The organism is Azospirillum sp. TSH100 (assembly GCF_004923295.1).
In the GTDB taxonomy this organism is placed as follows: Bacteria; Pseudomonadota; Alphaproteobacteria; order Azospirillales; family Azospirillaceae; genus Azospirillum.
On the sequence record NZ_CP039634.1, the window covers coordinates 1,635,338 to 1,653,008 of the forward strand.

General features: G+C 65.7%; 18 protein-coding genes. 7 read left to right on the forward strand and 11 right to left on the reverse strand.

Annotated elements, in window-relative coordinates; all coding sequences use genetic code 11:
- Nucleotides 1-15 precede the first annotated feature (15 nt).
- Nucleotides 16-1,380, forward strand: coding sequence for a glutamate--cysteine ligase (locus E6C72_RS07800; RefSeq protein ID WP_109087192.1), 1,365 nt, complete (start codon nucleotides 16-18; stop codon nucleotides 1,378-1,380).
- 143 nt (nucleotides 1,381-1,523) lie between these two features.
- Here E6C72_RS07800 and fdxB read toward each other — a convergent pair whose 3' ends face one another.
- Genes fdxB through nifE form a run of 6 tightly spaced genes read right to left on the reverse strand, consistent with a single transcriptional unit; the run spans nucleotide 1,524 to nucleotide 5,797 of the window.
- Nucleotides 1,524-1,817: a ferredoxin III, nif-specific gene (gene fdxB / locus E6C72_RS07805; RefSeq protein ID WP_012973385.1), complete on the reverse strand. Its 294-nt coding sequence runs from the start codon at nucleotides 1,815-1,817 to the stop codon at nucleotides 1,524-1,526.
- 56 nt (nucleotides 1,818-1,873) lie between these two features.
- Nucleotides 1,874-2,074 carry a CCE_0567 family metalloprotein gene (locus tag E6C72_RS07810; RefSeq protein WP_012973386.1) on the reverse strand — a complete coding sequence of 67 codons (201 nt, stop codon included), beginning with the start codon at nucleotides 2,072-2,074 and terminating at the stop codon, nucleotides 1,874-1,876.
- Between the two features lie 18 nt (nucleotides 2,075-2,092).
- On the reverse strand, nucleotides 2,093-2,560 hold the full coding sequence (locus tag E6C72_RS07815; RefSeq protein ID WP_109087191.1) for a NifX-associated nitrogen fixation protein: 468 nt from the start codon (nucleotides 2,558-2,560) through the stop codon (nucleotides 2,093-2,095).
- A 2-nt stretch (nucleotides 2,561-2,562) separates the two neighbouring features.
- Nucleotides 2,563-3,021: a nitrogen fixation protein NifX gene (nifX, locus tag E6C72_RS07820; protein ID WP_247882032.1), complete on the reverse strand. Its 459-nt coding sequence runs from the start codon at nucleotides 3,019-3,021 to the stop codon at nucleotides 2,563-2,565.
- Complete coding sequence (gene nifN, locus E6C72_RS07825) at nucleotides 3,000-4,385, reverse strand: nitrogenase iron-molybdenum cofactor biosynthesis protein NifN (protein WP_109087189.1); 1,386 nt, start codon at nucleotides 4,383-4,385, stop codon at nucleotides 3,000-3,002. The genes nifX and nifN overlap by 22 nt, the downstream gene beginning before the upstream one ends.
- Before the next feature lie 5 nt (nucleotides 4,386-4,390).
- Nucleotides 4,391-5,797, reverse strand: a complete 1,407-nt coding sequence (gene nifE, locus E6C72_RS07830) for a nitrogenase iron-molybdenum cofactor biosynthesis protein NifE (protein WP_109087188.1) — start codon at nucleotides 5,795-5,797, stop codon at nucleotides 4,391-4,393.
- A 219-nt stretch (nucleotides 5,798-6,016) separates the two neighbouring features.
- On the opposite strand from nifE, the gene E6C72_RS07835 reads away from it, so the two are divergent.
- Nucleotides 6,017-6,592, forward strand: a complete 576-nt coding sequence (locus tag E6C72_RS07835; RefSeq protein WP_136700697.1) for a hypothetical protein — start codon at nucleotides 6,017-6,019, stop codon at nucleotides 6,590-6,592.
- Between the two features lie 130 nt (nucleotides 6,593-6,722).
- Here E6C72_RS07835 and nifK read toward each other — a convergent pair whose 3' ends face one another.
- The 4 genes from nifK to E6C72_RS07855 form a co-directional block, all read right to left on the reverse strand.
- Nucleotides 6,723-8,282: a nitrogenase molybdenum-iron protein subunit beta gene (gene nifK, locus E6C72_RS07840; RefSeq protein ID WP_109087186.1), complete on the reverse strand. Its 1,560-nt coding sequence runs from the start codon at nucleotides 8,280-8,282 to the stop codon at nucleotides 6,723-6,725.
- A 31-nt stretch (nucleotides 8,283-8,313) separates the two neighbouring features.
- Nucleotides 8,314-9,753, reverse strand: coding sequence for a nitrogenase molybdenum-iron protein alpha chain (gene nifD / locus E6C72_RS07845; RefSeq protein WP_109087185.1), 1,440 nt, complete (start codon nucleotides 9,751-9,753; stop codon nucleotides 8,314-8,316).
- 186 nt (nucleotides 9,754-9,939) lie between these two features.
- Nucleotides 9,940-10,836: a nitrogenase iron protein gene (gene nifH, locus E6C72_RS07850; RefSeq protein WP_012973395.1), complete on the reverse strand. Its 897-nt coding sequence runs from the start codon at nucleotides 10,834-10,836 to the stop codon at nucleotides 9,940-9,942.
- 255 nt (nucleotides 10,837-11,091) lie between these two features.
- A complete protein-coding gene (locus tag E6C72_RS07855) occupies nucleotides 11,092-12,384 on the reverse strand; it encodes a hypothetical protein (RefSeq protein WP_109087184.1) in 1,293 nt (430 codons plus the stop codon).
- Nucleotides 12,385-12,599: 215 nt separating this feature from the next.
- Between E6C72_RS07855 and E6C72_RS07860 the strand changes: the two genes are divergently transcribed.
- From E6C72_RS07860 to E6C72_RS07870, 3 genes are all read left to right on the forward strand, one after another.
- Complete coding sequence (locus E6C72_RS07860; RefSeq protein WP_247875863.1) at nucleotides 12,600-13,472, forward strand: NAD(+)--dinitrogen-reductase ADP-D-ribosyltransferase; 873 nt, start codon at nucleotides 12,600-12,602, stop codon at nucleotides 13,470-13,472.
- Nucleotides 13,473-13,549: 77 nt separating this feature from the next.
- Nucleotides 13,550-14,488: an ADP-ribosyl-[dinitrogen reductase] hydrolase gene (gene draG, locus E6C72_RS07865; protein WP_109087183.1), complete on the forward strand. Its 939-nt coding sequence runs from the start codon at nucleotides 13,550-13,552 to the stop codon at nucleotides 14,486-14,488.
- A gap of 2 nt (nucleotides 14,489-14,490) precedes the next feature.
- Nucleotides 14,491-14,928 (forward strand): ArsC/Spx/MgsR family protein, encoded by a 438-nt coding sequence (locus E6C72_RS07870; RefSeq protein ID WP_109087182.1) that lies wholly within the window; start codon nucleotides 14,491-14,493, stop codon nucleotides 14,926-14,928.
- 98 nt (nucleotides 14,929-15,026) lie between these two features.
- Here the strand turns inward: E6C72_RS07870 and E6C72_RS07875 are convergent, their stop codons facing one another.
- Nucleotides 15,027-15,854, reverse strand: a complete 828-nt coding sequence (locus E6C72_RS07875; protein WP_109087181.1) for a hypothetical protein — start codon at nucleotides 15,852-15,854, stop codon at nucleotides 15,027-15,029.
- A gap of 263 nt (nucleotides 15,855-16,117) precedes the next feature.
- Between E6C72_RS07875 and E6C72_RS07880 the strand changes: the two genes are divergently transcribed.
- Entirely contained in the window at nucleotides 16,118-16,888 is a 771-nt protein-coding gene (locus E6C72_RS07880; RefSeq protein WP_109087180.1) for a class II glutamine amidotransferase, read from the forward strand.
- A 146-nt stretch (nucleotides 16,889-17,034) separates the two neighbouring features.
- Nucleotides 17,035-17,658 (forward strand): FMN-dependent NADH-azoreductase, encoded by a 624-nt coding sequence (locus E6C72_RS07885; protein ID WP_109087179.1) that lies wholly within the window; start codon nucleotides 17,035-17,037, stop codon nucleotides 17,656-17,658.
- Nucleotides 17,659-17,671 lie beyond the last annotated feature (13 nt).

Consider the following 17,671-nt stretch of genomic DNA (forward strand, 5'->3'; position numbering starts at 1 on the left):
CCCGCGAGAGACTTCATGTCCGCACCCCCGACCACGCGCGGCGAACCCATCACCGACCGCCGCCAGCTTGCGGCCTATCTCGAATCCGGCTGCAAGCCGGCGTCCAACTGGCGCATCGGGACCGAGCACGAGAAATTCGCCTACCGCACTTCCGACCTGCGGCCGCTGCCCTATGACGGGCCGGACGGCATCCGCGAGCTGCTGACCCGGATGACCCGCTTCGGCTGGCAGCCGGTGGAGGAGAAGGGCAACATCATCGCGTTGGTCCAGGACATGGCCAACATCACTTTGGAGCCCGGCGGGCAGGTGGAACTGTCCGGCGCCCCGCTGGAGACCCTGCACCAGACCTGCGCCGAGGTGCACCGCCACCTGCGTCAGGTGAAGGAGGTCGGGTCCGAACTGGGCATCGCCATGATGGGGCTGGGCTTCCAGCCCAAATGGACGCGGGACGACATCCCGTGGATGCCGAAGGGCCGCTACAAGATCATGCGCGACTACATGCCGAAGGTCGGCTCGCTCGGCCTCGACATGATGACGCGGACCTGCACCGTGCAGGTCAATCTGGACTTCGCGTCCGAAGCCGACATGGTGAAGAAATTCCGCGTCTCGCTGGCCCTCCAGCCGATCGCGACGGCCCTGTTCGCCATGTCCCCCTTTACCGAGGGCAAGCCGAACGGCTTCCAGAGCTTCCGCAGCCACATCTGGACCGACACCGATCCCGACCGCACCGGCGACATCCCCTTCGTGTTCGAGGACGGCTTCGGCTTCGAGCGCTATGTCGACTATCTGCTCGACACGCCGATGTACTTCGTCTACCGCGACGGCACCTACATCGACGCGGCCGGCCAGTCCTTCCGCGATTTCCTCGACGGCAAGCTGCCGGCCCTGCCGGGCGAGCTGCCGCTGATCACCGACTGGGCCGACCACACCACCACCGCCTTCCCGGAAGCGCGCCTGAAGAAGTATCTGGAGATGCGCGGCGCCGACGGCGGCCCGTGGCGCAGCCTGTGCGCCCTGCCGGCCCTGTGGGTCGGGCTGCTCTACGATCAGGTGGCGCTGGATGCTGCCTGGGATCTGGCGAAGGACTGGACGACGGCCGAGCGGGCGCATCTGCGTGCCGAGGTGCCGCGGTCGGGCCTGCGCACGACGTTCCGCAAGGGGACGGTGCGCGATGTCGCGCTGGAGATGGTGGCGATTGCCCGCGACGGTCTGGCCCGTCGCGCCCGCAACGACAATTGGGGCGACGACGAGACGCATTTCCTCGACACGCTTCAGGTCATCGCGGAAAGCGGCCGCAGCCCCGCCGACGAGCTTCTGGAGAAATTCAACGGTCCCTGGGGCGGCAGCGTCGATCCGGTGTTCAAGGAATACGCCTACTGAGAAGGCGTGTGGGGCTGGCGCCTGTGCGTCAGCCCCCGTTTTTAGAGTCTGTCCAATGCTTCAATAAGCATCGGACAGACTCTAAGCTTTTGGTTTTCCGTGTGATTCACGCTTCAAGCGATTCCGCTTGAATTGATCGCACTCTAGGCCGCCACCGGCGCATGGGTGATGCAGCTCTTCGAGCACACCTTGGAGCAGCTTTCGCAGCCGATGCAGTTGGCCGCTTCCTTGACCGTCATGATCTTCTTCTCGGCCTCGTCGTCGAAGGCATCGACGATGTCGCCGTCCTCGGTCAGGCCGATCATGTCGAGCACGCCGCGCCCGCACACCTTGAAGCAGCGGCCGCAGCCGATGCACTGCTTCTGATCGATGGATTGGACGAATTTCGGGGTCCAGCTCTGACCACCGCGGGTGGTGCCGGTCAGGAACTCAGCCATGGGAATGCTCCTCTCGGGAAAGGCTGCGCCTAAGCTTGTCTTTGGGAAGGGAGGGGTTATGCCGTCTCCAGCGCCTTCAGCGCCGCCCGCTTCTCGGTCAGGGTCTTGAAGGCGTCATAGGTTTCCTGCGCCACCGTCAGGATGCTCTGCCAGTTCTGCGGAAGCTCTTCCGACAGATCGTGCAAATCCATCTTCTTCTGGGTGGCGCGGGCGTTCAGCTTCTTGATCTCGTCCTTCAGGGCGTCGATGTCGCTCACGGTCGTGCTCCCGGTCGATCAGAGATTGGCGACGTCGGGATATTCCCGGATCAGCGCCACCGCTTCCTCGACCAGCTTGGCGCCGTCGGCGGCCAGCTTCTCGATGCTGGGGAAGCCGAAGCGGTGGACGTCGCGCAGCGACTTCGACACCACCACCAGCCGGCCGGTGGTCAGGATCATGCGGCCGAAACCCTCATGGCTCATCTTCATCATCGGCGAGGCCATCATCCCGGTCTGCTTTTCGACCGTTACACCGACCGCCTTGTAGAACAGCTCCAGCCGCCACAGCGTGTCCGGATCGGGATCGCCGATGATCGGGATGGCGGCCCGTGCCTCCTTGTCCAGGATGAAGGGGGCGAGCAGGGCCTCGTCCGGCTTGCCTTCCCAGGCGCCATAGCTGTCCTCGGCCCGGAACAGCAGGACCAGCGTCTTCACGAACTGGTCGGCGACGGACACTTCAGCCACATCAGCGCTCTCTGCAGCCATGCTCAAACCTCCTCCTCGTCGAAATGGAATTCGGGCGTTTCGCCCATCGCCTTGCGCAGCCAGGGCGGCGGGTTGCCGTTCAGCGTCTGGACCAGCTTGTCGAGCAAGGCCGGGATGGACTCGGTGGCCTCGACCTTCACCGGATGGATTTTCTTGGCCACCACGCGGGCGGCAGCCGAGGCACCGATGGCCGACAGATAGAGGATGGCGACGTCGGCCAGCGCCTCCAGCTTGGGCACCAGCTTGTCCTCGTTGCCGTCCTCGAACATCGAGCCGCCGAACTGGAAGGTTTCCAGAAAGGCATGGCCCTGGCGGTCGACCTGATAGACGGCGATGTTCTTGGCCCAGCCGAAATGCGCATCGACGTGCTGCATGTCCTGGGTGCAGAAAGCGACCTTCATCGATCCTCCTTTGGTCGGGCGTGGGGCCTGCACCACGCTCAGACGGCGTTGCATCCGCATGATCCGCCTCCGCAGCCATGAGATTCCCCGTGGTCGTCGTGCCCGTGGTCATGGCTCTCGTGGTCCATCTCACGGGCAAGGAACAGATTGCCGATCCCGCACAGCAGCTCGCGCGTGCCACGGTAGCCGACCTGGACGCGCAGGCCCGCCCCGAGCCGGTCGAACATCGGCAGGCCCATGCGGTGCAGCGGCACGCCGATCCGTGCGGCACCCTGCCGCCCGTGCGAGTTGGAGACGATCAGGTCGGCATCGCGGGCCAAGGTTTCCACGTCGGAATGGTCGCCGACCATGATGGTGGCGGCCTTCAGCCGCTCCAGAACCGGGCTTTGCGTCGGCGACACCGCGGCGACAACCTCCGCCCCCATGTCGGCGAGGAAGCCGGTGACGGCGTAGAGCAGGTCGGGTTCCAGCGCGACGGCGATACGCTTGCGGCTGAAGAAGAAATGCCCGTCCAGCATCGCGTCGACCAGGCTTTCGCGCTGGCGCCGCAGCCGGGCGGGCGCCGGCCGGCCCGACAGCTCCATCAGCAGACGGACCAGCTTGTCCGACGCCGCCAGCCCGGTCAGCCGGCTGTAGAAATGGCTGGGCACATCGGTTTTCAGCTCCAGCGCATTGCCGGCGACCCGCATATGCTCGCCAACCACGATGGTGGCAGCCGAGGCGCCCATGGCACGGATCTGCTCCACCGTCACGCCGCCAAGCGAGGTGGCGGTGAAGTCGGTCGGCTGCCGGCCGGCCATCGACAGCGACAGGTCGGGCAGGAAGATCGGCGACAGGCCGAAGCCTTCGATGATGTCGCGCAGTTCCTCGACGTCGCCCGGCGACAGATGGCAGCCGGCCAGCACATTGACCTGGGTCGGGATGCGCACCGGCGACGGTTCGACCAGCCGCTCGACGATGGCGGTGACGGCGGCGGCGAAACCGTCCTCGAAACCGCCGGCGAAGTCGGGGGTGCTGGCGAAGACAAGCGCGGTGTCGGCCATGTCGGGGTTGCGCTGGCGGAACTGCGTGTACTGGCCGCCCATGTCCTCGCCCTTGGTCTCGGTGACGCCGGTGGTGGCGACGCCGATCATGGCGGGCTTGTTGCGCTCGACGATGGTTCGGATCGCCTGTTCCAGATTGTCGTAGCCGCCGAGGATGGTGGAAACCTGATCCATCGCCGTCGTTTGCAGCGGGATCGCCTCGCGGAAATGGCGGACCAGCAGCACCAGCCCGAAGGCGGTGCAGCCCTGTGACCCATGGAACAGCGGCAGACAGCGGTCGACGCCGAGATAGGCAAGCGCCGCGCCAATCGGCTGGCTCATCTTCAGCGGGTTGGTCGAGGCGGCCTTGGCGGCGGAGGGGAAACGCTGGATGTGCGACATCAGCCTTACTCCGCCGCCAAGAGAGTGGAGGAGGGGCCGGATTCCCACGGCGCCGGCTGGCGGACCTGCCGCCAGATCGGGTTCGACAGCGTCTTGTCGATCTCCTCGCAGAGATTGACGATGCCGTCATAGCCGGCATAGGCGTGGTGGCGCTCCTGGTTGATGTCGAGCCAGGGAACCTTGGCCTTCAGCGAGATGAACTGCGACCGTCCGCCGGACATCATGATGTCGGCCTGATTGTCGGCCAGCATCCTGTAGATGTCGCGCGGCTTCAGGTCGTCCCACTGGTGGAACTCCTCACCCTTCATCTTCTTGATGCGCTCCTTGTCCTCCTTGGTCGATTTCTTGGTGGAGGTGCCGAGGATGGTCAGACCGGCGCCCTCCAGCGCGCTGACCATTGACCAGCTCTTGACCCCGCCGGTGAACAGCAGGACGCGCTTGCCCTCGAAGCGCGGCTTGTAGGGTTCCAGGCGGCGCCAGACGCGGCTTTCCTCGCGGGCTATGACGCCTTCGGCGCGGTCGATCAGGCTCTTGTCGGCGCCGCGCTCCACCAGCATGCGGGTCATGGTGCGCAGGGTGTCCGACATGTCGGAGACGCCGTAGAAGGAGCCCTCGAAATAGGGGATGCCGTAGCGCTCCTCCATCTTGCGGCCGACATTCACCAGCGCCTGGCTGCACACCATCATGGTGACGCGGGCGCGGTGGGCCTGGGCAACCTCGTTGTAGCGGCCGTCGCCGGAGATGCAGGACAGCAGGCGGATGCCGATCTCGTCCAGCAGCGGCTTGACCAGCCACAGCTCGCCGGCGAGGTTGTATTCGCCGATGATGCAGACATCGGTGGGCGTGGTGTGGTCCGGCTCCACCGTGCCGATGACGTGGTCGAGCAGGGCTTCGCCGGCGAGCTTGTTGCCGAGATTCTTCGATCCGACGAAGCCGGGGGCATCGACCGGGATCACCGGCTTGCCCAGCTTCTGCGTCGCGAACTTGCAGACCGCGGCGATGTCGTCGCCGGTCATGGCGGGCACGCAGGTCTGATAGACGAAGACGGCCGGAGGGTCGTATTGCTGAACGATCTCCTTGATGGCGCGGTAGAGCTTCTTCTCGCCGCCGCCGATGACGTCCAGCTCCGACAGGTCGGTGGTGAAGCCGGTGCGGTAGAGCTGCGAACCGGAGGATTTGGAGCCGCGGTTGTCCCAGCTGTTGCCCAGGCAGGCGATGGGGCCATGAACCAGATGGGCGGCGTCGGCGATCGGTTGCAGCACGATCATCGCCCCGTCATAGGCGCAGCCGCCGGCGGCCGCCCCCGGCTTCAGCGACTTGGTGCAGCCCTTCTTCTTCTCCTTGGCCGACTTGGCCTGATTGGTCGCGCAGCCCGGTTCGTTGAAGACGTCCTGGATCTTGTCCTGGAGCATGCCCGCTTCTCCCATCCTGGCGCCGGAAATGGCTCTGCATCGGCGTGATGCAGGGGGCGTGCCATCTGATAATGCATTGATGAAAAAGGATTGTCGGATTCTCGGACTCTGTCCGATAGATGACAATCGGGGAGCTGTCCGGGATGCTTGTCGGGTGTCGCACATCCTGCGCAGGGACAGGGCGGGACCGGCCGTATCAGAACGCTCGCAGGAATGCGCATGCAGGAATGGAATGGAACGATGGTCGGGATCGGACGGTGCTGCCTTGGGATGATCGCCGGGGCGCTGATGACCTTGCCGGCCATGGCGGCGCAGGATGAGGCGGCGCAGAAAGGAGCGACGCGGGATGGCGCCGTGATCCGGCTGGCGCAGGAGCCGGGGCGCGAGATTGGGGTTGCCTGCCGCTACCTCGATCTCAATGAGCGCCCGGCGCCGCCTGAAGCGACGCTGCTGTGCGATGCGGCCGCCGATCTCGTCGTGCGGAAGCTGTCCGGACAGGGCAGGTCGGTGGTCCGCCTCGGCCTGCGCACGGTAGCCGCCGATGCCGAACCTGCCGAGGATAGACCTCCCATCGTCGATGGTCCGATCCTGCTCGTGGTTCTGGAGGGGCGTCAGGACTGGAATGGCACCGGACGTCCCCGGCTGCTGTTGCGCGCCCGCCCGGTTCGCGACAATGCCGCCGCCCCCTCGGTCGGCCTGCCGCCGGTAGTGATCGAGCTGGGCGGCGAGGGTTGGCAAGCGGCCGCCGACCGCGCGCTCGAGCGGGTCGTGGGGTTCGCCCTGCGGGACGGCTGAAGCAAAAAAACCGGAGCGCGCCGTCGCCGACGCACTCCGGGTTTGGGAGGTTGCCGTCGGATCGGGGGGATGGAGATCCCGGGCCGACGGTTGGGCTGAACCGATGCCTGATGGGCTGCCGGCGGGCCGGTCAGCGGATCAGGTCGAACGAGTAGTCGGTCTGGCCGACGATGTTGGTGTTGGCGTCGATGTCCTCGAAGATCCGGTCCAGAATCCGCACCAGCACGTTCAGCGCGCCCTGGTAGCCCCAGGTCGGATAGCGGTGGTGGTGGTGACGGTCGAAGATCGGGTAGGTCAGGCGGATCAGCGGGATCTTGGTGTCGCGCTCCAGATACTTGCCGTAGCTGTTGCCGATGATGTAGTCGACCTTGTCGGTGAACACCAGCGAGCGCAGGTGCCACAGGTCCTTGCCGCCATGGGCCGCGCCCGAGGCGCCGAAGGGCGAGGCGTCCAGAGCCTTCTGGACCTGCTTCTCCCACTTCTTGGAACCGGAGGTCGACAGGATGTGCACCGGCTCCGCACCCAGTTCCAGCAGGAAGCGGGTCATGCCCAGGCAGAAGTCCGGGTCGCCGTAGACGGCGAAGCGCTTGCCGTGCATGTGGGTGTGGCTGTCGGCAATGGCGTCGACCAGACGGCCACGCTCCAGCTTCAGGCTGGCCGGCACCGGCTTGCCCGACAGTTCCGCCAGCTTCAGCAGCAGCTCGTCGGTGGCGGTGACGCCCATCGGGTAGTTGAACTTGGCGACCTGCTGGCCCTTCTCCTTGCAGAATTGCAGGGTCTGGGTGGTGTTGTATTCCTGCATGGAGAGGGTGGCCTTGGCGTGCAGGGCCTCCTTGGTCTCCTCGATGGTGGTGCCGCCGTCATACATGCGGTACTCGCCATCCATCGGCGTGTCGAAATTGTCGGACACGTCGGACAGGATCTGCAGCTTCACGCCGAACTCGCCGGCGATGCGCTTCAGTTCGCGGTTGTTGCCGACGGCGAAGCCGTCGAAGCCCGGGATCAGGTTGATCTGCTCGGTCTTGGGCGTGTCGAAATTCTCCGACGTGCCCCAGAAGTTGGTCAGGATCCCCTTGATCATGTTGTCGTAGCCGACGATGTGGCTGCCGACGAAGGCCGGGGTGTGGGCGTAGGGCACCGGGAAGTCGGCCGGGACGCTGTCCTTGTTCTTGGCGTTGGCGATGAAGCCCTGCAGGTCGTCGCCGATGACTTCAGCCATGCAGGTGGTCATCACCGCGATCATCTTCGGCTTGTAGAGCGCATAGGCGTTCGCCAGGCCGTCGATCATGTTGTTCAGGCCGCCGAACACCGCCGCGTCCTCCGTCATCGACGAGGAGACCGCGCTGTTCGGCTCCTTGAAGTGGCGGGTCAGGTGGGTGCGGTAATAGGCGACGCAGCCCTGGGAGCCATGGACGAAGGGCAGGGTGCCCTCGAAGCCCTGGGCGGCGAACATCGCGCCGATCGGCTGGCAGGCCTTGGTCGGGTTGATGACCACCGCTTCACGGGCGAAGTTCTTCGCCTTGTAGTCCTCGGACTTGGTCCATTCGGAGACGCGGGCGACTTCCTCGTCCGAATGCCCGTACTCGAACTCGGTCTTCTTCTTCTCGAACATCGCCGCGTATTCGGGCTGCCGGAAGAGGGTGTAGTGGTCGAGGACCTTGTCGGCGCTCTGCGAAAGCTTATCGGTCATTCTCAAATTCTCCTGTTCCAGAGGCCGATGGTCAGAACGGGGCCTTCATCACGCCCCAGACGGGGTTGTTGATGGCCAGGTCCATGTCGCGGGCGAAGATCGCGAAGCCGTCATAGCCGTGGTACGGGCCGGAGTAGTCCCAGCTGTGCATCTGGCGGAACGGCAGGCCCATCTTCTGGAACACGTACTTTTCCTTGATGCCCGACGCGACGAGGTCGGGACGCATCGCCTCGACGAACTTCTCCAGCTCGAACGCGGTGACGTCGTCGTAGATCAGCGTGCCTTCCTTCACATAGTGGGGCGTGCGCTGATAGTCGTCGTTGTGGGCGAACTCGTAACCGGTGCCGATGATCTCCATGCCCAGGTCGTGATAGGCATCGACGACGTGGCGGGGACGCAGACCGCCGACATAGATCATCACCTTCTTGCCGTTCAGCCGCGGCTTGTACTTGGCGATGACGGCATCGACCATCGGCTGGTAGCGGGCGATGACCTTCTCAGCGTTCTCCTTGATCTTGTCGTCGAAGAGTGCCGCGATCTTGCGCAAGGACTCGGCGATCTGGCTCGGACCGAAGAAGTTGTATTCCATCCAAGGAATATTGAACTTCTCTTCCATGTGGCGCGCGATGTAGTTCATCGAGCGGTAGCAGTGGATCAGGTTGACCTTGGCCTTCGGAGTGTTCTCCAGCTCGGCGAGCGTGCCGTCGCCCGACCACTGGGCGATCACGCGCAGGCCGATCTCCTCCAGCAGGATGCGGGACGACCAGGCATCGCCGCCGATGTTGTAGTCGCCGATGATGGTGACGTCATAGGGGGTGGAGACGAAATCGGCCTTGGGTTCCGTCTTCTCGAACACCCAGTCGCGGATGGCGTCGTTGGCGATGTGGTGGCCCAGCGACTGGGACACGCCGCGGAAGCCTTCGCAGCGCACGGGGATGACCGGCTTGCCGATTTCCGCCGACTTGGCGCGGGCGACAGCCTCGATGTCGTCGCCGATCAGGCCGATCGGGCATTCCGACTGGATCGAGATGCCGTTCACCAGCGGGAACAGCTCGTTGATTTCCTCGATGACCTTGTGCAGCTTCTTGTCGCCGCCGAAGACGATGTCCTTCTCCTGGAAGTCCGAGGTGAAGTGCATCGTGCCCCAGCTGTCCACACCGGTGTCACCGATGTAGTAGTTGCGGCGGCCGGACCATGAGTAGTAGCCGCAGCCCACGGGCCCGTGGGAGATGTGGATCATGTCCTTGATCGGACCCCACACCACGCCCTTGGAGCCGGCGTAGGCGCAGCCGCGGATGGTCATGACGCCGGGGATGGACTTGACGTTCGACTTGACGCCGCAGTCCTTGGCCTCGGCCTCCAGCACGTTCAGGTGCTTGGCGCGGCGCTTGCGGGATTTTTCGGGATAGGCTTCGAGGACTTCGTTGACGAGGTTCTTGACGTCGACCGTGGTGTTCTCGGACAGGCTCATAGCCGGCCTCCTGCTTGAATATTCGCGCCACTGCAGCGCGTGACCGAGCCCCTCCCTCCCACGCCGTCGCCCCTATGGTGGTTGGGTCGGCGTTGTGCGGGGCTGGGGATGGGGCCAGTGTTCAGGCGGTCCCCCCTGCGCCGATGGGGCAGGGGGGCCGGTAGGCAACCGTCGCTACGCCTGGGATCAGGCGCCGGCCTTCGCCGCTTCCTTGGCAGCCAGCTCGGCGAGCTGCTGCTCCTCGGTCTTCATGATGCCGAAGTCCATCAGCATCTCTTCCAGCTCTTCCATGGTGATCGGGGTCGGGATGCAACCCTGGCCGGAATTCGCATGGATCTTGTTGGCGAGCGCGCGGTATTCGCCGGCCTGCTTGCTGTCCGGGGCGTACTCGATGACCGTCATGCGGCGCAGCTCGGCGTGCTGGACGATGTTGTCGCGCGGCACGAAGTGGATCAGCTTGGAGCCCAGGCGCTTGGCCAGCGCGTCGGCCAGATCCCATTCCTTGTCGGTCTGGCGCTCGTTGCAGATCAGGCCGCCGAGGCGGACGCCGCCGCTGTGCGCGTACTTCAGGATGCCCTTGGCGATGTTGTTGGCGGCGTAGAGCGCCATCATCTCGCCGGACATGACGATGTAGATTTCCTGGGCCTTGTTCTCGCGGATCGGCATGGCGAAGCCGCCGCAGACCACGTCGCCCAGCACGTCGTAGGACACATAGTCCACATCGTCGTAGGCGCCGTTCTCTTCCAGGAAGTTGATCGAGGTGATGACGCCGCGGCCGGCGCAGCCGACCCCCGGCTCCGGACCGCCGGACTCGACGCACTTGATGTTCTTGTAGCCGACCTTGAGAACGTCCTCGAGCTCCAGATCCTCGACCGAGCCGGCCTCGGCGGCCAGATGCAGGACGGTGTCCTGGGCCTTAGCGTGCAGGATCAGGCGGGTCGAGTCGGCCTTCGGATCGCAGCCGACGATCAGGATCTTCTGATCCAGCTCGACCAGCGCGGCCAGCGTGTTCTGAGAGGTGGTGGACTTGCCGATACCGCCCTTGCCGTAAAAGGCGATCTGACGCAGAGGCGCTTTGGCCATGTGGGTCGCTCCTGTGCTTGGGTCGTGGGTGTGTGCTTCGATCCGGTACGGCCGGTTCGTGGCCGCTTCGGATTTCATGGATTGCACGACCCGTGCCAGAGCGGAAAGACGACCTAATACACTGATATAAATATATATTTTCCGGAAACAGCTCCTCCCGGCTCTTTGTCGGGGTCCTGACACACACGACAAAGCCGGACATTTTTTGTGGTCTTTGTTGCGGGAAGGTTCACGGACCCTGTCAGGCGGGAAATCCTACCGCCCCTCGCCCAGCGCTTCGGCCGCAACGACGATGCGGAGCGCCAGCTCCTCCACCGCCTCGTCGCGGTTCATGTCGTAAAGCAGCTGCGCCAGCAGCCGGCCGCGCGCCAACAGGCGGCGGGCCAGCGCCGGATCGGCGGGTTTCGCCAGCAGCACCTCGACCAGCCGTTCACCGGTCTGGCGGGCCAGCGCATCGCAACGCTCGACCAGCCGCTGCTTCAGCGTGTCCACGGCGGCCGGCCGGCCGGCATGGGTCAGGTCGGCGCAGAAATGATGGAGGCTGCGCAACTGGCGCAGCAGCGCCGCGAACAGCAGGTCGTCCAGTTCGCCGCCCGCCGCCGCCTTGCCGACAAGATCGAACAATGTGTCGGAAAGCCGCCATGCCGCCGACAGCCAGTCGTTCATCGCCTTGCGGTCGGCCGGCTCGACGAAGGGGCCGGATTCCTCCTTCGTCTCCTCCTGGTCGTCCAGATTGCGCAGCGCGATGACGATCAGCCCGTCGGCCTGGGCCAGCGTGGCGAGGCTGGCGTGCAGCGTCTTCAGTCCACGGTCGGCGACGAAGCCCTCGATCGCCTCCGTTGCCCGGCGCAGCGAATAGCGCGCCAGCCGCCGCGACTGATAGACGACATCCTGCAAGGCGCTGCCGCCGCCGAGAGCCTCCAGCGCCATCCGCCGCACCTCGAAGCGCAGCAGCGCGCGGGCCAGCCGGTCGATCCCGCCGACGTCGATGGGGCGGCTGTCCCTGGTCAGGGTGTCGGCGGTGGCGCGGGCATCGGTCTCGATGGCGGCGATGACGGCCTGGAGATGGCCCTTGCCGGCGCCGCGCATCCGGCTGACCAGTGCCCGCATCGCCTCGGCGAGGTCGACGGCACCCGGCAGGCTTTCCTCATGGTCGGTGCGGCCGGTCACCAGCCGGTCGATCAGATGGTCGCGCACGCCGGGCAGCAGCACGTCGGTGACGATCTGCCCGATCGGCCGCAGCAGCGCGTCGATCATCTGTCCGGGCGGCTTGCCGACCATCGCCGGCAACGGATTGACCGGCTTGGGCACCAGCCGTGGCCGGTGCGGTTCCAGCAGTTCGAGAACGGCGTCGCCGCGAAGCGGCGTGATGGTGCCGCGCAGAAGCTGGGCGAGCCGTAGAACCGTACGCGCCTCGGCGGTGCCACGCGGCGGGCTGTCGGCGGGGGTGACGGGCGTTTCGGCGGGCGTGCGGACAAGCGCCTGGGGGGGCAGCGGCGGAGTGCGCCGGCGCCGGCTGTCGTCGTACTTGGTCGGCCAGAAGGCCATGCGGGTGCCGCCGGATCGTAAGCGTCGCTGTATTGAGTATGGGGATGGATCGTTCGGCTGCAAATGGACAATGTTGCGACATGCGGCGCGACGATTCCGCAGATCGCGCCGGTGAGGGCTTGGCACGCGTTCGCTTATGCAATATCCATATAAGAAGTAATGATATTCGGGTGGAGCGAACCGGCGTGGCCGATGGGGTGACGGACGGTGTGACGATGCGCGATGCAAACGGTCGGATCCCGGCGTCCGACGCGCCGCCCGATTCCCCGCTGGCCTTGCGCGCCCATCGCACCAACCTCGTGAATGTTCCGGCCGCATTCCTGTGCGGCGAAGCCTACAATGACGAGCCGCGGCGCCTGCGCATCGGTGCCACCCGCAGCGAACACGCCGCCCTGTTCGAGGCGCTGGACGAGTGCCGCGACGCGCTGACGGCGTCCGACATCTTCCAGCGCCATATGGCGGAGGTGTTCGGGGTGAACCCCGACTTTTCCGGGATCGAAGGGCCGGACGGCAAGCGGCGTTTCCGCGCCAGCTACCTGCGTCTGCTGAAGGGCTGGCTGTTCGACAGCAACCGGGCGGAAGGGGCGGTGCTGAAGGGCTGGGTCGAAAGCCGGTTCGGCCTGCTGCCGACCTTCCATGGCGGGCCGCTCCGCCGCTTCGCCTCCGACGCCTGGGCCGCCTATGGCGAGCAGAAGCAGTCGACCCGCTTCCACAACAACAACATCCACCTGCAACTCGACCTTCTGTACGAGTTCTGCCAGTGGACGATCCGCCGCGGCTGGCCCGACGCGCCGATGCCCAACTGGGCCTCGCACATCCGCCTCTTCCGCGGCGTCAACGATTTCGAGGAACACCACATCGTCGCCCGGCCGGACAAGCGCACCGCGGTGCTGCGGCTGAACAACCTGTGTTCCTTCTCCATCGACCGCGACATCGCCGGCCAGTTCGGCGACTACATCCTCGATGCCTGGGTGCCGCTGTCCAAGGTGGTCTTCTTCCGCGACATTCTGCCGCGCTACCCTTTTCAGGGCGAAGGAGAATACTTGGTGATCGGCGGGGATTACCGGGTGGGTGTGTCGCTTCTCTGACAACCTCACGCCCGGCGGCGGCCTGTGGGCCGTCTCGCGGGGCGCACCAGGAAAGGGCGGGCTCTGTGCCCGATGGCATGACCGATCCGACGATTCCGACGCCCGACATCCGTTCCGCTGAAATCCTGTCCTCAGACATTCGTTCCAGGGCGCTCGGCGCCTATCTCGGACTCGCCTGTGGCGATGCGCTGGGGGCTACGGTGGAGTTCCTGACCAAGGGCGAGATCGCCCATCAATATGGCGTTCACAAGCACATCAAGGGCGGCGGCTGGCTGAAGCTGACGGCCGGACAGGTGACCGACGATACGGAGATGTCGCTGCATCTCGGCCGCGCCATCCTGTCGGGGCCGGAGTGGGAGGCCCGCCGCGCCGCCGAGGAGTTCGCCATCTGGCTGAAATCGGTGCCGGTCGATGTCGGCGACACGACGCGCCGCGGCATCCGCCGCTTCATCATGCATGGCACATTGGAGGAGCCGGAGTCGGAGTATCATGCCGGCAACGGGGCGGCGATGCGCAACCTGCCGGTGGTGCTGGCGACGCTGGGCGATGACGCGGCTTTCGAGCGCTGGTCGGTGGAACAGTCGCACATCACCCACTGCAACGAATTGTCCGACTCCGCTGTGATCGCGTTGGGCCGGATGGTGCGGCGGCTGGTGCTGGGCGGCGGCATCGTCGCCGCGCGGGAGGAGGCGAACGCCCTCATCGCCAGGCACCGCCAGTTCAAGTTCGAGCCTTATCGCGGACTGTCCACCGCCTTCGTGGTCGATACGGTGCAGACCGTCTTCCACTATTACTTCCAGACCGATTCGGTCGAATCCTGCGTGGTCGAGACGGTGAACCAGGGTGGTGACGCCGACACCACCGGCGCGATCGCCGGCATGCTGGCCGGCGCCACCTATGGCGTCGAATCCATCCCGTCGCGCTGGCTGCGCAAGCTGGACCGCAAGGTCCATGACGAGATTTGTCAGCAAACCGACGCGCTGCTGGCCCGCGCGCCGCTGTTCCGGGGGAAATGACCATGGCCGACGTGATCTTCTTTGAAAAGCCCGGCTGCGGTGGCAATGCCCGGCAAAGGGCCCTGCTGGAGCGGGCCGGCCACCGGGTGATCGCCCGCGACCTGCTGGCCGAGCCCTGGACGCCGGAGACCCTCCGGCCCTTCTTCGGCGACCGGCCGGTGGCCGACTGGTTCAACCGCGCCGCGCCGGCGGTGAAGAGCGGCGAGGTGGTGCCGGAAGCGATGGACGAGGCTGCGGCGCTGGCCGCGATGGTCGACCGGCCGCTGCTGATCCGCCGCCCGCTGATGCAGGTCGGCGACCGCCGCGACTGCGGCTTCGAGACCGGCCGGGTGGATGCCTGGATCGGGCTGGGCGGCGCTGCGCCGGCGGAGGGGAAGATGGAGGGCTGCCTGCGACCGGACATGTCGCCCTGTTCCGCCCCGAAATCCGGCGGCAACTGAGCAGCTCCCTTCCCCAAGGCGCCGGGGTGCGGCGCCTTGGGTGTGACCGTGCAGCAGAGGCGGGCCCGGCAGGCCGGCCGGCGTCCGAACTGTGTGCGTCAGGCGACCTTCGCCGCCGTCATGTAGGTGTAGGTGCTGCCGCCCATCAGGCTCAGCGTCCCGCCAGACGCCTGGGCGGTGTAGAACTCCAGGTAATCACTGGTTCCGTTCAGATAGATCAGATCGGAAACGGCGACCGCCTGCATGGAATTGGCGCCGGGGCCGTACTCGGCCCGGCTGACCACCGCACCGTTCTTGTAGATCGCCGCGTTGAGCTGGACATTGCCGGCGGACAATGTGAAGGCGCACTGGAGGAAGAGGTTGTAATAGCCGGCGGCCGTCGGCTTGAACCAGCTGTTGGTGGTATCGAAGCCACCGCCGACATTGATCGGGGCGTCGTTGAACAGCACCTTCTGCAGCGACCCGTTGACGATACCGGTCTGGTCGGTGGTGCGGCCAGCCCGGCAGGCGACCGGGGTGGCAGCGGTGGCGGCCGCATCCGCCAGCACTCGCTCATCGAAGATTGCGTCGGCTGTGATCGCCGGCATGGTGGAGGTCAGGAAAACTCGGGCACAGGGGAAGCTGTTGGTCGGAATGGCAGGCGGAGCCATGCTGCCATCGGTGCCGGAAACCACCGAGATCAGGCCGGTGCCGCGATCGATCACGATCCGGTCCACCCGGACGCTGGCGGGCCGGACGAGGGTGGGCGTGGACTGGGTGCCGGTCTCCACCAGCACGCCGCTCTTCAGCAGGGCGCCGGGATCGACGGTGACCGCCATGGTCGCGGGGTTTTGCGGATGAGGGGCGAAGGGAGCTGCCATGCGCTGGGCGACCTGCCAGTTGGCGCTCTGCCAAGCGTCGCCGGCAAGGGTGAAAGTCTGCGTCATCCTGCTTCTCCATACGCTGCATCGGCTTCCGACGTCCGGAAGCAAGGCTTATTTACCTATATGCAGGATGAAAGTCATTGAAGCTTTATTTAAAAAACTAATTCTTTTCAATGGCTTATGGTTTCTTGATCCATCGCTTGGTTTCGGTTGCCAACTGAGCTCGCCAATCCGGCTCGTCCCTCGCCGTCAATGCGTGACCTCAAGCACCACCTGTCGTAGCTTGTCGCTCCCACGGGCGATGACAAGCGGCGGACGAGGACACCATGTGCGAACTCCTGGGCATGAGCGCCAACGTGCCCACGGACATCTGTTTCAGCTTCGCCGGCCTGATGCGCCGCGGCGGGCAGACCGGCCCGCACCGCGACGGCTGGGGCATCGCCTTCTATGAGGGGAAGGGGTGCCGCACCTTCCACGATCCGGCACCCAGTGCGGAGTCGGAGATCGCCCGGCTGGTCAGCCGCTATTCGATCAAGTCCTGTACGGTGATCTCGCACATCCGCCGCGCCAACCGCGGCCGGGTGTCGCTGGAAAACACCCATCCCTTCACCCGCGAGCTGTGGGGACGGGTGTGGACCTTCGCCCACAACGGCCAGCTGAAGGGGATCAAGGATCGCATCCTCACCTTCTACGAGCCGGTCGGCAGCACCGACAGCGAGCATGCCTTCTGCTGGCTGCTCGACCAGATCCGCATGCAGTATCCGGAGCCGCCGAAGACGACGGGCGGGCTGATGAAGCTGATCCGCCATCTGGCTGCCGATCTGGGCACACTGGGCGTGTTCAACATGCTGCTCAGCGACGGGCGCTATCTGTGGTGCCACTGCGCCACCAACCTTGCCTGGCTGACCCGCAAGGCGCCCTTCGGCGCCGCCACCCTGCTCGATGCCGACATGAGCGTCGATTTCTCCCAGGAGACGACGCCCAACGACGTGGTCACCGTCATCGCCACCCGGCCGCTGACCAGGGACGAAGCCTGGACGGTGATGCAGCCGGGCCAGATGGCGGTTTTCCGCAGCGGGGCGCTGGTGACGCGCTGACGCCGCCGGCCGGGCTGATTGTTGCTTCTCCAGAGACGATCTTTCGCGCACAGCCCGGCTTAACCGACGGAAAACAAAGGGGCATCTTGGGCGTCAGAAACCGGCCGGTCCCAGACCGCCGCAACAACCAAGAGGCTCCTTCCGCCATGACCAAGATCCTGCATGTCGACTCCAGCCCGCTCGGCACCGCCTCCGTCACCCGCCAGCTGACCGCCTCCATCATCGAGGCTCTGGTGAAGGCCGATCCGGTGGCCAGCGTCGTCACCCGTGACGTCGCCGCCAACCCGCCGGCCCATCTGGATGGCGAGCTGCTCCAGGTCGTCAAGCTCGGCGTCGTCGAGGGTCTGAGCCCGCGTCAGAGCGAAGAGCTGGCCCTGACCAACGCCCTGGTCGACGAGTTCCTGGCCGCCGACGTCGTCGTGGTCGGCGCGCCGATGTACAACTTCTCCGTCCCGAGCCAGCTGAAGGCCTGGATCGACCGCCTCGCCCAGGCCGGCCGTACCTTCCGCTACACCGAGAAGGGCCCGCAGGGTCTGGCCGGCGGCAAGCGCGTGATCGTGGCTTCGGGCCGTGGCGGCGTCTATTCGACCAACCCGGCGCTGGCCGGCCTGGACCACCAGGAAGCCTATCTGCGCACCGTGTTCGGCTTCTTCGGCATCACCGATGTGACCTTCATCCGCGCCGAGGGCGTCGGCATGGGGCCGGAGGCCAAGGACAAGGCGCTGGCCGGCGCGGCGAAGGAAATCGAGGGGCTGCTGGCGGCTGCTTGAGTCTGACGAGGGG

Coding starts and splice junctions, on each gene's coding strand:
- E6C72_RS07800 (WP_109087192.1), top strand. CDS start 16: ATGTCCGCACCCCCGACCACGCGCGGCGAACCCATCACCGACCGCCGC.
- fdxB (WP_012973385.1), bottom strand. CDS start 1,817: ATGGCTGAGTTCCTGACCGGCACCACCCGCGGTGGTCAGAGCTGGACC.
- E6C72_RS07815 (WP_109087191.1), bottom strand. CDS start 2,560: ATGGCTGCAGAGAGCGCTGATGTGGCTGAAGTGTCCGTCGCCGACCAG.
- nifX (WP_247882032.1), bottom strand. CDS start 3,021: ATGCGGATGCAACGCCGTCTGAGCGTGGTGCAGGCCCCACGCCCGACC.
- nifN (WP_109087189.1), bottom strand. CDS start 4,385: ATGTCGCACATCCAGCGTTTCCCCTCCGCCGCCAAGGCCGCCTCGACC.
- nifE (WP_109087188.1), bottom strand. CDS start 5,797: ATGCTCCAGGACAAGATCCAGGACGTCTTCAACGAACCGGGCTGCGCG.
- E6C72_RS07835 (WP_136700697.1), top strand. CDS start 6,017: ATGCAGGAATGGAATGGAACGATGGTCGGGATCGGACGGTGCTGCCTT.
- nifK (WP_109087186.1), bottom strand. CDS start 8,282: ATGACCGATAAGCTTTCGCAGAGCGCCGACAAGGTCCTCGACCACTAC.
- nifD (WP_109087185.1), bottom strand. CDS start 9,753: ATGAGCCTGTCCGAGAACACCACGGTCGACGTCAAGAACCTCGTCAAC.
- nifH (WP_012973395.1), bottom strand. CDS start 10,836: ATGGCCAAAGCGCCTCTGCGTCAGATCGCCTTTTACGGCAAGGGCGGT.
- E6C72_RS07855 (WP_109087184.1), bottom strand. CDS start 12,384: ATGGCCTTCTGGCCGACCAAGTACGACGACAGCCGGCGCCGGCGCACT.
- E6C72_RS07860 (WP_247875863.1), top strand. CDS start 12,600: ATGCGCGATGCAAACGGTCGGATCCCGGCGTCCGACGCGCCGCCCGAT.
- draG (WP_109087183.1), top strand. CDS start 13,550: ATGACCGATCCGACGATTCCGACGCCCGACATCCGTTCCGCTGAAATC.
- E6C72_RS07870 (WP_109087182.1), top strand. CDS start 14,491: ATGGCCGACGTGATCTTCTTTGAAAAGCCCGGCTGCGGTGGCAATGCC.
- E6C72_RS07875 (WP_109087181.1), bottom strand. CDS start 15,854: ATGACGCAGACTTTCACCCTTGCCGGCGACGCTTGGCAGAGCGCCAAC.
- E6C72_RS07880 (WP_109087180.1), top strand. CDS start 16,118: ATGTGCGAACTCCTGGGCATGAGCGCCAACGTGCCCACGGACATCTGT.
- E6C72_RS07885 (WP_109087179.1), top strand. CDS start 17,035: ATGACCAAGATCCTGCATGTCGACTCCAGCCCGCTCGGCACCGCCTCC.